The sequence below is a fragment of the Parabacteroides sp. PF5-9 genome (assembly GCF_029893105.1).
Lineage (GTDB): Bacteria > Bacteroidota > Bacteroidia > Bacteroidales > Tannerellaceae > JARXWG01.
Genome location: NZ_JARXWG010000021.1, coordinates 30,363 through 44,919, shown reverse-complemented (window position 1 = coordinate 44,919; position 14,557 = coordinate 30,363). Strand labels below are relative to the sequence as shown.

Sequence of the window (14,557 nt, the reverse complement as noted above, 5' to 3'; positions counted from 1 at the left end):
GTAAATAAAGGTTTGTCACCGGCTCTTATTCCGCCACGAAGGAGATAATGCCGAAAAATATTTTTTCCCTTTCAAATAAAAAAGAAAAATAATCCCATCATCAAGGGTTTCTGGGATAACGTGAAGAGTTGTTTTTGATAAATTTTCGTCACGGACAGCCTTATACGCACTTTTCAAACGACAGTAATCGCGACGCGCCAAGTAGACCGCTTTGGCATTAGCAAGATGTCCGGTCAATAAAAATTTGATCGCAGCTAAATAATCCAAACAAAAACGCATACGCATAACCGACCGAAGGGTTTTCTCCTGATGGTTTTTATAGATCATCAACAGATTATTTCTGAAATTCAAATACGTTTTCCGGGGACTCTCCACCTTTAAAGTCGCGCCACCGACATGATAGACAACCGAATTCGGTGTACAAACCAGACGATATCCTCTACTACGCAGTCTCCAACACATATCGACCTCTTCCTGATGAGCAAAAAACGTCGCGTCTAATCCTCCTTCTTTTAAATAGATCGCTGTTCGGATAAACAAACAGGCACCCGATGCCCACAAAATATCTATCGAGGCATCATACTGTCCACAATCTTTTTCCACCTCATGCAAAATTCTTCCCCGACAGAACGGATACCCGTACTTATCAATAAACCCTCCGGCTGCTCCGGCATATTCAAAATAGGCTCGATTGCGTTCGGCTAATATCTTGGGTTGCACACAAGCGATTGAATGATCTGCGTCCATGGCTTGTAATGGTGCTTCCAGCCACCCTTCTGTGACTTCAATATCACTATTTAATAAAACAGTATATCTTGTATCGACCTGTTTGATCGCTAAATTATATCCTTCGGCAAAACCATAATTTTTATCCAGTTGTATAATTTTTACTGTAGGGAAAAATTCCTTCAACATAGCAACAGAATCATCCGTTGATCCATTATCTGCTACAATTATATCCGCTAAATCTTCCGGTGAATACTGGATCACCGAAGGTAAAAAACGCTTCATCAATTCAGCACCATTCCAATTCAAAATAACGATGGATAGGCGCTTTTTTGAAAATTCATCGTTCGATAATTTTGTCATTTTTCTGTTCGCTGTTCGTTGTTTAGTGTTGTTCTGCTGCGTGCTTCCAACGCTTATGCGTCCATAGCCAATAAGCCGGATCTCGTAAGATAGAACGTTCCATCCGCCGTGCATATTGTTCGGTGATCCAAAATTCCGGAGTATCCTTGGCATTTGCTGTGATCAATTCCAGATCTACGGTATAATGTCCTCGTTTCACTTTCTGCACATCCAAAAAGAAAACAGGAAGATTCATTTTTTTTGCTATCCGCTCCGGACCAGTAAGCATGGGAGTCTCTTGATTTAAAAAGGTAGTCCAATAATGCAGATTCGCTTTACTGGGTGTTTGATCTGCAATAAAAACAACGATACTTCCTATTTTTTCCCGGACTAAATGAACAATATCGCGAAAAGTGTCATTTTTTTTGATTCCATAAGAGCCAAAACGTGTACGGAGAAAAATAAACAATTTATCAAAGGCTTTATTCGTAAGAGGACGGTATATTTGATACAAACGGAGTTTATTAAACCATTCGGATGAGGCCGTGAACCATTCCCAGTTGCCATAATGCCCCATCATAAAAAGGAAACAGGTATGTCCCTCTTTTTTCAACTCCTCAGTCAGTTCTGCATTTCTGAGAATCGCTCGCTCCAACAGATCTTCCTTGGAGATATTAGCCAGCTTGATCGTTTCAACAATATAATCTGAAAAATGGTGATAAAAATCCCGCTCCAGTTGCCGCAACTCTTTTTTTGTTTTTTCAGGAAAAGAGGCTTTCATGTTCCGGCGAACGACTCGCAAACGGTATCCAACGATCTTATAAACAAACAGATATAAAATATCCGAAAACACATATAACACCCGCATCGGCAAAAGCGCATGTAATTTCACCCACATGTACAGAAATGCATATAACAACTTATTCAACATAACTCATCCTATATTTGATCAACCTTTAATGCCGTATGATCCTCATTCCAGTTTCCTAAACGGATTTGTCGCACGACATTATTTAAATTCGAATCGTAAGGTATTTCCACCTTGATGTAATTTTCAGAGAAACCATGCATCTGCTGGTCTTTACGCGTATGTTCAAAAAGGACTTTGACCGTTTTGCCGATATGAGCCGTATAAAAAGAGTTTAATTTTTGTTCCGACAGATCCAACAACAGCTGGCTCCGTTTTTGTTTGGTCTTTGAATCGACAATATGATCGATTTTCAAAGCTTGTGTGCCTGCCCTTTCAGAATAGCTGAAAACATGAAGCTGGCTGATATCAAGACTTTGAATAAACGCGTATGTTTCATCAAACAATTCATCCGTCTCTCCACGCGTTCCGACAATCACATCTATCCCAATAAACGCATGAGGAATCGTTTGTTTAATCTTTTCGATCTTATAACGGAATAATTCCGTATCATAACGTCTCTTCATCAACCTTAAAACCGCATCACTACCACTCTGAAGCGGTATATGAAAATGAGGAGCAAACTTTTGGCTTGTTGACACAAAATCAATCACCTCATCGGTAATCAGATTGGGTTCGATGGACGAAATACGATAACGCGCAATTCCTTCAACTCGATCCAAAGCACGAATCAGATCGATAAACTGTTCATCCGTACTTTTCCCAAAATCCCCGATATTTACCCCGGTCAATACAATCTCTTTGCCCCCTTTTTCGGCGACTTCTTCGGCCTGTTTGACCAGGTCTGCAACACACCCATTACGGCTCCTGCCACGGGCAAAAGGTATCGTGCAATAGGAACAATAATAATCACATCCATCTTGTACCTTCAGAAAATGACGCGTGCGATCGTCTGCCGAACAGGACGGTGCAAATGCCTTTATCTCTTTTGATACTGAGGTAATTACAGCCCCTTTTCCTATTTCTCTCTTTTCCAGATTATCCAGATAGTGAAGTATATCTAATTTCTGCTCGGCACCCAATACCAGATCTACGCCCTCTATATCTGCGATCTCTTCCGGTTTTAGTTGCGCATAACAACCTGTAACGACAATAAAAGCACCCGGATGTTGTTTGCTGATCCGTCGGATAGCCTGACGGCATTTTTTGTCGGCCAACTCTGTGACCGAGCAGGTATTTATTACACAAATATCCGCTTTTTCTCCTGAGCGTACTCTGCGAATGCCCCGATTGGCAAGCATTTTTCCGATGGTTGACGTTTCTGCAAAGTTCAATTTACATCCCAACGTAAAATATGCCGCCGTTTTATTTTCAAAAACAGAATGATCAATCATAAATTTCTAATTCGCCACAAAGTTAACTAAAAGCATCCAAGTTCATTTTGTTTTAGTTGTATATCTGCCTGATTGTCTCTATTTTTGCACAATAATCACCATTTTGTGCTATGATTCAAGAAAATTTCATCAAATTATACGAGAACAGTTTCAAGGAAAATTGGGAACTGCCGGCTTTAACAGACTATAGTAAAAGTACAACCTTTTCTTTTGCTGATGTAGCAAAAGAAATTGCCCGTATACATATTATCTTTAGTGAATGCCAGGTACGGCAGGGAGATAAAATCGCTTTAGTAGGCAAAGACTGCTCCCGCTGGTGCATTGTTTATATGGCGGCTGTCACTTACGGTGCGATTATTGTACCGATCTTGCAAGACTTTAATCCGAATGATATCCATCATATTATCAACCATTCCGAATCGGCATTCCTTTTCGTTAGCGATCGCATATGGGATTCGCTTGAAGAAGATAAGATTGAGGATGTACGTGGAGTCTTTTCGCTATCCGATTTTCGTTGTCTGCACCAACGCGACGGAGAGAGTATTCAGAAACTTCTGTTGAAGCTCAACGATAAAATGAGTGAAAAATATCCAAACGGCTTTTCGAAAGAGGATATCAAATACGCCGATTTGGACAACGATAAAGTGGTTTTATTAAACTACACCTCCGGCACCACCGGGTTTAGCAAAGGGGTCATGTTGACCGGAAATAATCTGGCAGGGAATGTCACTTATGCCAGAACGTTAGATGTCTTATTCCGTGGCGAACGCGAATTATGCTTCCTCCCCCTTGCTCATGCCTACAGTTGTGCGTTCAACTTTCTCGTTCCTATGGCTTTCGGTGCTCATGTCTTTTTCCTGGGAAAAACACCTTCTCCCAAAATATTACTGAAAGCCTTTGAAGAGATCAAGCCGAATTTGATTATTACCGTTCCATTGATTCTGGAAAAGATTTATAAAAAAATGATCCTCCCGCAGCTTAACAAGCGAACAATGAAACTGGCTTTGAATATCCCTCTACTGGATCAGCAAATCTATGCTAAAATCAGAAAAACACTGATTGACGCCATGGGAGGACGTTTTCGTGAAGTGATTGTCGGCGGAGCAGCGATGAATCAGGAAGTCACCGACTTTCTCTATAAAATAAAATTCCCCTTTACAATCGGATACGGCATGACCGAATGTGCTCCATTGATCAGCTACGACAATAATAAAGAGTTTATTCCAGGCTCTTGTGGTCAGATTCTAAAAGGTATCATGCAGGTACGCATCGATTCGAAAGACCCCTATAATGAGGTTGGAGAAATTCAGGTCGCCGGCGAAAATGTCATGAAAGGGTATTACAAAAATGAAGAAGCCACAAAGAATGTTTTTACCGAAGACGGTTGGCTTCGTACCGGCGATTTGGGAACGATTGATGAAAACAACCGTATCTATATCAGAGGCCGTAGTAAAACAATGATACTCGGCTCCAGTGGACAAAATATTTATCCCGAAGAGATCGAATCCAAACTCAACAATCTGCCTTTCATCATGGAAAGTTTGATTATTGAAAAGAGCGGCAAACTCGTAGGATTGGTTTATCCCGACTACGAAGCAGTTGATAGTACAGGTGTTTCACATTCAGAACTGGCGGTCATCATGGAACAAAACAGGAAAGAGTTAAACAGTTTACTGGCACCTTATGAAGCTGTCTCTTCCATTCAACTATACCCGAATGAGTTTGAGAAAACACCTAAAAAGAGCATCAAACGATACCTTTACAATAATTATTAAAGGCAATCAGTAGTTAAAATAACTACCTTTGTAAACGAATTCACTCACTAAGCAAATTAAGAACTTATGGCTATCTACTTAAACGATGTATCCCGAACCTTTGGAGAATATCTGCTTATTCCCGGTTTAACCACCAAACAATGTGTCCCCTCGAATGTGTCACTCAAGTCCCCACTCACTAAATTTGCCAAAGGGGAAAAATCGCCCATCGAGTTGAATATCCCCATTGTTTCTGCCATTATGCAATCTGTCTCAGGCCCCGAATTAGCCATTGAATTGGCACGAAACGGCGGCCTTTCGTTTATCTTCGGATCACAGTCGATCAAAAATCAGGTTGAAATGGTTCGTCGTGTGAAAAAGTTCAAAGCAGGATTTGTTGTCAGCGATTCCAACCTCACTCCTGAACATACATTAGCAGATGTCATCGACCTGGTTCGTAACACCGGACATTCGACCATCGGAGTCACCGACGACGGTACGCCAAACGGGAAGTTGCTCGGTATGGTAACCAGTCGCGACTATCGTGCAGAAAAAGACGATCCGAGTACGAGAGTGAAAAACTTCATGACCCCTTTTGACGATTTAATCGTCGGCTATTTGGGAGCATCACTAAAAGAAGCCAATCAAATCATCTGGGATAACAAATTAAACACACTGCCCATTATTGATGAAGAACAAAGACTACAATATTTTGTCTTTCGTAAAGATCACAACAATCACCGCGACAATCCGGATGAGTTGTCAGGCCCCGACAAGAAGCTGTTGGTTGGAGCCGGCATCAACACACGAGACTATCAGGAGCGTGTACCTGCCTTGGTTGAAGCAGGGGTAGATGTCTTGTGTATCGATTCTTCCGATGGATATTCCGAATGGCAATATGAAACGTTGCAATGGATCAAAAAAACATATAACAATAAGGTCTTAGTCGGAGCCGGAAATGTGGTTGACAAGGACGGTTTCAACTATCTGGTAGAAGCCGGAGCCGATTTTATTAAAGTAGGGATCGGAGGAGGTTCGATTTGTATTACAAGGGAACAAAAAGGGATCGGACGCGGACAAGCGACAGCCCTCATCGATGTAGCTAAAGCACGTGATGAGTATTTCAACACGAAGGGTGTTTATATCCCAATCTGTAGTGACGGTGGGTTAGTTCATGATTATCATATGGTATTGGCTTTAGCTATGGGTGCCGATTTCTTGATGATGGGACGCTACTTTGCCCGTTTTGACGAATCACCGACTAAGAAAATGAAAATAGGAAATAATTTTGTCAAAGAATATTGGGGAGAAGGATCCAACCGGGCTAAAAACTGGCAACGTTACGATATGGGTGGCAATGAATCCTTGAAATTTGAAGAAGGGGTGGACAGCTACGTTCCTTATGCCGGTAAAATGAAAGACAACCTGGATATTACGTTGGGAAAAATCAAAGCAACTATGTGTAGCTGCGGCAGTATAACCATAGAAGAGTTACAACAACAAGCTAAAATCACGCTTGTCTCCTCTACAAGTATTGTAGAAGGAGGAGCACACGATGTTATTCTGAAAGAGCAGACTTAATCCATTCTTCTGCTTTTGCCAAAGCTTCCGGCTGGTCGATATCGATCAGCTGAAGTTCTTCTGGCTGATAGGCTTGAATAGTTGTTTTGGCACAAACCGCCAGGTAGAAGTTAATCACAGAGAACTTTCCCGTCCACTCATCCATCCATTCGAAGATCTTTGGGCTCACCACATGAATTCCTCCGAAAGCATACTCTTCATACTGTTTCGGATCAAAATCAGGGTAATGCGATTTGATTTCGCCTGTCTCATGATTCCGCCAGCCGCACAGATGATTCTCTTTATTGAAAAGCAAATGACGGGATGTCTTTCGCTTGCTAACTAATAACGTAGCCAACGGATTAGTCTCTTTATGTTTGGTATAAATATCCTGAAAATTTACATTGGAAAAAATATCCACATTATGGATCAAAAAAGGTTCATCGCCCTGAAAAAAACGTGCAGCGTTTTTTATACCTCCTCCTGTATCCAGCAGATAATCACGTTCGTCAGAGATATCAATTCGAACACCAAAATGATTGTTCGCTTCGAGAAAGCTTATGATCTGTTCACCCAGATGGTGCACATTAATCACAATCCGGTCAAAACCGGCTGTTTTTAATTTGAGAATCACATGCTCCAACATAGGTTTCCCTCCTACCTCAATTAAGGCCGTTGGTTTAATACTACTCATGGATGCTCTGGCTTCTGCTGCCAAAATCAAAGCTTTCATCGTATGTTTCTTCAAAAAAAATTTATACGCTTAATCGTTATATAGAATAATTATGCTCATCCTATTAGCCATTAGTCTTAGTCAGAAGAAGTATGAGATCACAATTAAATAAATCCCATTCCGCTTGTATTTTAACTGTACATCGGCAACTAATCGCGGGGTAAAGTTACGCCTTTTTGACGAAATACCACACATCTTTCATAATCAATCAGAGTAAACCTATGGATTTCACGGTTTTCCTTAAGAAAGAGGAGCCTTTGATTATTAAGACTTGCATCTTATTGGCATATTAGAACAATTTACTACTTTTGAGATGAAAAACATATTGAAATGGAAAAAGTAATTAACATTTTATCCTCTATCCATCTTGACTCTATTGATTGTACCAAATCGATGAGAGAGTTAATCAAGCATAAAAAAGACGAAATATCCATCAAAGAAAAGGTTATTGATCAAAATACTATCGATCGATTACAACCTTTGATTCATGATCATTCGCAAGAAAGTGATCTCAGGTTTGTCATTTTTTATACCATCTTGACCTATCACCGGATAAACGTTTCTCCAACAAAATACAATGAATTTGTTGATATTTATAAAAATTACTTTAATACCGAAGAGTATCCGCTTATGTGGATCGTTTATGCCCATTATTACAATAATATTAATATACATCAAAAAGCCATTGAAAATGCCGAGCAGGCATTACGCGTCATTCCTAATCATCAAGGAGTTAAACAGACTTATGCTGATTTTATTGCAATCGCATTAGAACATGAAGAAGATATTCCCGATTCAATCATAGATAAGGCGCTAAACCAAATCGAAGAAGAAATTAAAGCGAACAATAATTATGCAAAATACTATTGTACAAAAGGGCGCCTGTTATACCATCAGAATCCAACTAAAGAGAGTTTCTGCGAGGCACGTGAATTAATACTGAAAGCTATTGATATTGAAGACCCTAGCCGACCTGATTTCGAAATCAGAAAAACGCAATACTATTACTACCTAATGGAAATAAAAACAAAGGAAAGTTCAAGAGTGCAAATTCAAGAATTTAAAACAACATTAGATAGTGAAATGGCAAAAACAAAAGAGCTTTTAGATAGCGAAATGAAAAAGACAAAAGAACTCTTAGCGAATGAAATATCGAATACAAAAGATCTTTTAGATGCTCAAAGGTCTAAATATCTTGAAATTCTGGCTTTTTTTGCTTCTATGGTAGCGATTGTGATCTCTACGGTTATTAATGCACAACAACCCAACAAAACGTTCAATGAATCTTCTTCGCTATTGTTAATTTTAGCGGGTGTACTGATCATGTCATATGGTGGACTGAGAGTTTTGTTTTCATACAATAAAGAAGAGGGCATTGAATCAAAAACTTATCTCGTACTGTTCCTCTCCATATTATTAATAATAGCCGGTTTTTTCATCGGAAATTTCGTCCAAGCCAAACCGTTGTTTTTTTCATCTTTCTTTTTCGGATAAACCGATTGTATGCAGATCCATTTTCTCCTTTATCTCATAAAAAAAAGAACAACATTCGTGGTGACTTTTTAGACACACCTATGTCTGTTTTCTGTTAGAGGTACGTCTAAAACAATTTAGAGGTACGTCTAAATCCGTTTAGAGGTACGTCTAAAATCATTTAGAGGTACCTCTAACAAAAAAATAGTTTTAATCATTCAGATTTATCATCGAATAGCATAAAATAAGTCGTCACCATCGCTACGTTTTGTAGTGTCTATACGTTCTCTGATTGCATATGTGGCGACTGCGTTAGAGCCATTTCCTAATTCTTCTTTGCATCTCCCAAATTGACAAAACCGCCCATCACTCCCCTATTTTAAGCGGATTTCAACCGGTCGGATTAAAATTCACATAAAATACAGTCAATTACTTGTTTTATTCCTTATTTTTGTGCCACTTAAAAAATATCAACTTAATGTAACGGCAAATTTGGAACATGAGAAAGTGGCGCATTGAAGACTCTGAAGAATTGTATAATATCCCTGGTTGGGGTATCAACTATTTCTCTGTAAGTGAAAAAGGGAATGTGGTGGTCACTCCCAAAAAAGGGTATGCAGGAGTAGATCTGAAAGAATTGATCGACGAATTACAGATCAAAGATATTTCTACGCCTATATTGGTACGTTTCCCGGATATCCTGGATAACCGGATCGAACAGATTTCCAAATGCTTTAAGATTGCAGCCGAAGAGTATGATTACCAGGCACAGAATTTTATCATCTATCCGATCAAAGTCAATCAGATGCGACCGGTGGTAGAAGAGATTATCAGCCATGGAAAAAAATTCAATATCGGACTGGAAGCCGGATCAAAACCGGAACTTCATGCCGTCATCGCCATGTATCCCGATTCGGAATCGTTGATTATCTGCAACGGATATAAGGATGAAGATTATATCGAACTGGCCTTATTGGCTCAGAAAATGGGTAAACGGATCTTTCTGGTGGTTGAAAAACTCAACGAGTTGAAGCTGATTACCAAAATTGCCAAGCGATTGAATGTGCGCCCCAATATCGGTATTCGCATCAAACTATCCAGTTCGGGTAGTGGCAAATGGGAAGATTCGGGAGGAGACGGCAGCAAATTCGGATTGAATTCGAGTGAGTTATTGGAAGCGCTGGAGTTTATCGAAAAAAATAAGATGGAAGATTGCTTCCGTTTGATCCATTTTCATATCGGAAGTCAGGTGACCAAAATTCGCCGTGTCAAAAATGCCCTGAGAGAGGCTTCGCAGTTTTACGTCCAACTGCGAACAATGGGATTCAATGTCGAGTTTGTCGACATTGGTGGTGGACTGGGTGTTGATTATGACGGCACACATTCATCTAACAGTGAAAGCAGTATCAATTATACCATACAGGAATATGTCAATGACTCTATTTCTACATTGGTGGATGCCAGTAATAAAAATGAGATTCCTCATCCCAATATTATTACCGAATCGGGACGTTCGCTGACGGCTCATCATTCGGTCTTGATTTTTGAGGTATTGGAAGCGACCACCTTACCGGAATGGAATCCGGAAGATACGGTTTCAGAAGAAGATCATGAGTTGGTGCGCGACCTTTACCAGATATTACAAACCCTCAACCAGCCTCGTATATTGGAGTCGTGGCACGATGCGCAACAAATTCGTGAAGAGGGATTAGATCTGTTTGGCCTTGGTATGTTGGATCTACGAACCCGTGGCCAGATTGAACGGCTATATTGGACAATTGCCCGTGAGATACATGCCGCAGCCAGTCAGACACGCCATGCGCCCGAAGAATTAAAGCAGTTATCCAAAATATTGCCCGACAAATATTTCTGTAATTTTTCACTGTTTCAGTCACTGCCTGACTCTTGGGCTATTGATCAGGTTTTTCCGATTATGCCGATTCATCGCTTGGATGAACGTCCGTCGCGTACAGCAACCCTTCAGGATGTGACTTGTGATTCGGATGGAAAGATCGTCAATTTTATTTCGACTAAAAATTACTCGTATTATCTCCCTGTTCATCCTTTTAAAACGAAAGAGTCTTATTACATCGGAGTCTTTTTAGTCGGAGCGTATCAGGAGATATTAGGTGATTTGCATAATCTGTTTGGCGACACGAATGCGGTACATGTCAGCGTGGATGAAAAGGGATATACGATCGATCAGATTATCGACGGAGAAACAGTAGCCGAAGTTTTGGATTATGTACAATACAACCCCAAGAAGATGGTACGAACTCTTGAAACATGGGTGACCGCTTCGGTAAAAGCCGGAAAAATTACGGTAGAAGAAGGCAAAGAATTTCTATCGAATTACCGTTCCGGATTATACGGGTATTGTTATCTGGAATAGGGTTTATTTACCTGGTTTTGTTTGGGGTAGTTCGACAAAAAATGTCGAACCTACTCTTTCTTCTGAAACAGCCCAGATTTTTCCTTTCATTGCAGTGACTAACCCTTTGGATATTGCCAATCCCAGTCCGACTCCTTTTTGACCGTTTTTCAATTGAATAAAACGTTCAAAGATATGATCTAACTGATCTTTCGGCATGCCTTCTCCCGTATCTTGAACATGAAAGATGATACGGTCGCCTTTCAATTGATAGCCCACATTAATCTGACCGCTGGAAGTATGTTTAATCGCATTGGATAGTAAATTGATCAAAATCTGTGTCAGACGGTTGCGATCAACATCAATCATGATAGGCTTACACGGATCCATAATGAGTTTAACTTTTTCAGACATCCGCATCAACATCACATTATAAACATCTTTAACCAGATCGGATGCTTCATATTGTCCGTAGATCAGTGACAACGTATTGGATTCGATTTTGGAGAAATCCAATATATCTGAAATTAACCGTTGTAACAGTTCATTATTATTCTGAATGATTTCAGCATATTCTTTCCGCAATTCCCGTTCTTCTTCTTCGATCAAGACCTGTGAAAAACCGACTATCGCATTCAATGGTGTACGAATTTCATGATTCATATTGGCCAGAAATGTCGATTTTAACTGATCAGCTTCTTCCGCTTTCTCTTTGGCCTGCTTCAACGCTTTTTTATGCCTGTTGATCATTTGTATGGCATAGACCAATCCGATGATCACCAACAACAACACTCCCGTACAAACCGCTAATATCACCATATGACCACGGGATTCCATGTATTCTTCTTCCGTTTGCTGTTTATCCCATTCCAGCTTTTCCATCTCATACTCTGTACGTAAGACAGCTAATCTGTTTTGAAAATCCGACTGCGTGACGGAATCGGTTAATTGAAGTATTTCTTTTTGTACTTGTACGGCCTCATCATAACGCTGCTGATTGTAATAGATGTCGACCCGCTTCTCCAAATAATAGATCAGAATAGAGAACATTTTCCTTTGACGGAGAGGCACCTCAACACGATCCATATATTCGAGCGCCTTTTGTGTATCACCCGTCACCTCATAATAATCAAAATACAACTGATCCAATGAGGTTTTCCTATCCTCTTTCATATTGTATTTCACCAGAAGTATTTCCAGATTCTTAATATGTTCTAACGCTTCCGCTGCTTTATCTTCACTTAAAAGAATAGCGGCATAGGTCCACTCTACCGAGAAGTCATGAAGCTGCATCGTTAGATCAAAAATTTCACCTTCTTTCAGTTCCTTTTTATAGCGATCGATTAACGCTTCAGCCTGTTTCAGGTAAACAACTCTTTTTTCGGTATTGTCTACATGATTAAAGAGTTGAACAAATATACCGACACGCTCGACAATAGGTGCATTTCTTGCTTCCCTGCTTTTCAGAACATTCAGATAAAGTTTTTCTCCATCCTCAACCATATTGTTTAAAAGATAGAAATAAGCCATATTCATATCAGCAGCCTCTTCGCCTTTCACACTACCGACCTTACGGCTAAACTGTTTAAAGCCATTAATGCTTGTTTCTATATTCTCATGTATCCCTCCCCAGGCTAAATAGAAATTATAGGTACTCCAAAGACTAATGAGCGGCTCATATTGATGCGAACGTTCCGCCACAATCTCCAACCGCTCTTTATAGTATAACAAGCTATCGGGTTCATCCGGGTAAAAAGATCGCCCTAACGCTTCCAAAGCTTTCCCTAGATGCAGATCATTTTGTTGGTCAATGGCTTCCTTTTCATAGATCCGCAAGTAATCCTGGTAAAATACTTCATGGGAATTACGTTCACACAAATCTTCTAAATAAACCAACCGGTCATTGCCCGATAAGGTATTCAAATGAGACAATAAACGATCGTTTGACAACCGGTTTTCTGCAGTTATCTTTTCTACCCCAAATACTGTCATAACAAAAGAGAACAGCCAGATAGTCAAATATTTGAAAAGAACATTCTTCTTGTTTAATTGGATAGGCTCACACACTTTTTTACTCCCTTTCCTTATTCTATGCATTTCTTCATTATTACAAATGTAATACTTTTACACCAATTTGCGTATTTTTTTAGAAGGAATCGCGTACCTATCCAATATCTATTTGAACTTTATGTATTATTTAATCCCTTTTAGAATTAAGAAACTGTCTAAAAACATTAAATTTGCATCTATAAACTTTATAGCTATAAACGTATTATGTTAGAAGATGTTATCGGAGGAAATACGATTGAGAACTGGGGAATCTCCATTCTGATTGTTTTAGGAACGATTCTTATCAGCAAATTGGTTTCGCTCTTCAATCAAAAAATTATCTATACAATTACCCGTAAAACACAAAGTAAACTGGATGATATCATATACGATTCACTCTCCTCCCCGATCCTCTTCGGTATAATGTTGTTAGGTATATGGATTGCGCTACAACGCCTGGTATATCCTGAACATATAAAAAATGCCATTGACGGAGCTTATCGGATATTGGTCGTACTCAATGTGACTTGGGTCTTTGTCCGTTTATGCAATCATTTGATTGACAATTATTGGACCAATCCTTCTGATCACTCATCCAAAGCCAAAAAACAAACGGCTAAAATGATTCCTGTCCTTAAACGTACAATCGTGGGTATCATATGGGTTATCGGAATTATTACAGCATTGAGCAATGTAGGTGTCAATATCAGCGCTTTATTAGGGACACTCGGTATCGGCAGTATTGCCTTTGCCCTGGCTGCGCAAGACACGATCAAAAGTATTTTCGGCGCGTTTACGATTCTAACCGACAGACCGTTTAATATTGGAGATACTGTCAGGATCGATCAATTTGAAGGCACAATTATAGATGTCGGGATCCGCAGTACCAAAATGCGAGATTACGATAAAAGGATTATCACCTTTCCAAACTATAAAATCATGGATGCTTCCATTGTCAATATCTCAGCCGAACCGATGAGAAGGGTGGTTACAAAATTAGGTCTGACCTATGACACCCCCCCTGAGAAAATGAATAAAGCATTGGAACTATTAAAAGAGATACCCAACCGTGTCGAATTTGTTTCACAGAAAGATCTGGTGGCCAACTTTAGCGAATTTGCCGACTCCGCCTTAATGATCACATTTGTTTACTTCATTGAGAAAAAGGGAAATATCCGGAAAGTGACTTCGAATGTCAATATGGAGATTCTGACCTCTTTCAATCAGGCCGGACTCAACTTCGCTTTTCCTTCACAAACCATCTATTTGGAAAAAGAGAAATGACTC

The 14,557-nt window shown here is 39.8% G+C and carries 10 protein-coding genes; 5 read left to right on the top strand and 5 right to left on the bottom strand.

Translation table 11 applies throughout. The annotated features are described in order from the left end of the window. Window positions 1-15: 15 nt before the first annotated feature. From M2135_RS12295 to mtaB, 3 genes are read right to left on the bottom strand one after another with little or no spacing between them, the layout of a single operon-like run. Window positions 16-1,089, bottom strand: coding sequence for a glycosyltransferase family 2 protein (locus M2135_RS12295; RefSeq protein ID WP_280748809.1), 1,074 nt, complete (start codon window positions 1,087-1,089; stop codon window positions 16-18). 22 nt (window positions 1,090-1,111) lie between these two features. Beyond that, window positions 1,112-1,999 (bottom strand): lysophospholipid acyltransferase family protein, encoded by an 888-nt coding sequence (locus M2135_RS12290; RefSeq protein WP_280748808.1) that lies wholly within the window; start codon window positions 1,997-1,999, stop codon window positions 1,112-1,114. An 8-nt stretch (window positions 2,000-2,007) separates the two neighbouring features. Continuing rightward, window positions 2,008-3,330: a tRNA (N(6)-L-threonylcarbamoyladenosine(37)-C(2))-methylthiotransferase MtaB gene (gene mtaB, locus M2135_RS12285; RefSeq protein ID WP_280748807.1), complete on the bottom strand. Its 1,323-nt coding sequence runs from the start codon at window positions 3,328-3,330 to the stop codon at window positions 2,008-2,010. 110 nt (window positions 3,331-3,440) lie between these two features. Between mtaB and M2135_RS12280 the strand changes: the two genes are divergently transcribed. Both M2135_RS12280 and M2135_RS12275 read left to right on the top strand, forming a co-directional pair. Further along, the gene (locus M2135_RS12280; protein ID WP_280748806.1) at window positions 3,441-5,105 is read left to right on the top strand and encodes an AMP-binding protein; all 1,665 of its coding nucleotides are present in this window, start codon (window positions 3,441-3,443) and stop codon (window positions 5,103-5,105) included. A 66-nt stretch (window positions 5,106-5,171) separates the two neighbouring features. Further along, window positions 5,172-6,665, top strand: coding sequence for an IMP dehydrogenase (locus M2135_RS12275; RefSeq protein ID WP_280748805.1), 1,494 nt, complete (start codon window positions 5,172-5,174; stop codon window positions 6,663-6,665). Here M2135_RS12275 and M2135_RS12270 read toward each other — a convergent pair. Continuing rightward, the gene (locus M2135_RS12270; protein WP_280748804.1) at window positions 6,643-7,377 is read right to left on the bottom strand and encodes a sugar phosphate nucleotidyltransferase; all 735 of its coding nucleotides are present in this window, start codon (window positions 7,375-7,377) and stop codon (window positions 6,643-6,645) included. The two genes, M2135_RS12275 and M2135_RS12270, sit on opposite strands and share 23 nt — an antisense overlap. Before the next feature lie 330 nt (window positions 7,378-7,707). Here M2135_RS12270 and M2135_RS12265 point away from each other — a divergent pair, with 330 nt between their 5' ends. Together M2135_RS12265 and speA are read left to right on the top strand one after the other, a co-directional pair. Next, a complete protein-coding gene (locus tag M2135_RS12265) occupies window positions 7,708-8,871 on the top strand; it encodes a hypothetical protein (protein ID WP_280748803.1) in 1,164 nt (387 codons plus the stop codon). Window positions 8,872-9,349: 478 nt separating this feature from the next. After that, entirely contained in the window at window positions 9,350-11,242 is a 1,893-nt protein-coding gene (speA, locus tag M2135_RS12260; RefSeq protein WP_280748802.1) for a biosynthetic arginine decarboxylase, read from the top strand. 3 nt (window positions 11,243-11,245) lie between these two features. Here the strand turns inward: speA and M2135_RS12255 are convergent, their stop codons facing one another. Beyond that, window positions 11,246-13,318: a HAMP domain-containing sensor histidine kinase gene (locus M2135_RS12255; protein ID WP_280748801.1), complete on the bottom strand. Its 2,073-nt coding sequence runs from the start codon at window positions 13,316-13,318 to the stop codon at window positions 11,246-11,248. Window positions 13,319-13,495: 177 nt separating this feature from the next. Between M2135_RS12255 and M2135_RS12250 the strand changes: the two genes are divergently transcribed. Beyond that, complete coding sequence (locus M2135_RS12250) at window positions 13,496-14,554, top strand: mechanosensitive ion channel family protein (protein ID WP_280748800.1); 1,059 nt, start codon at window positions 13,496-13,498, stop codon at window positions 14,552-14,554. The last annotated feature ends 3 nt before the right edge of the window (window positions 14,555-14,557 follow it).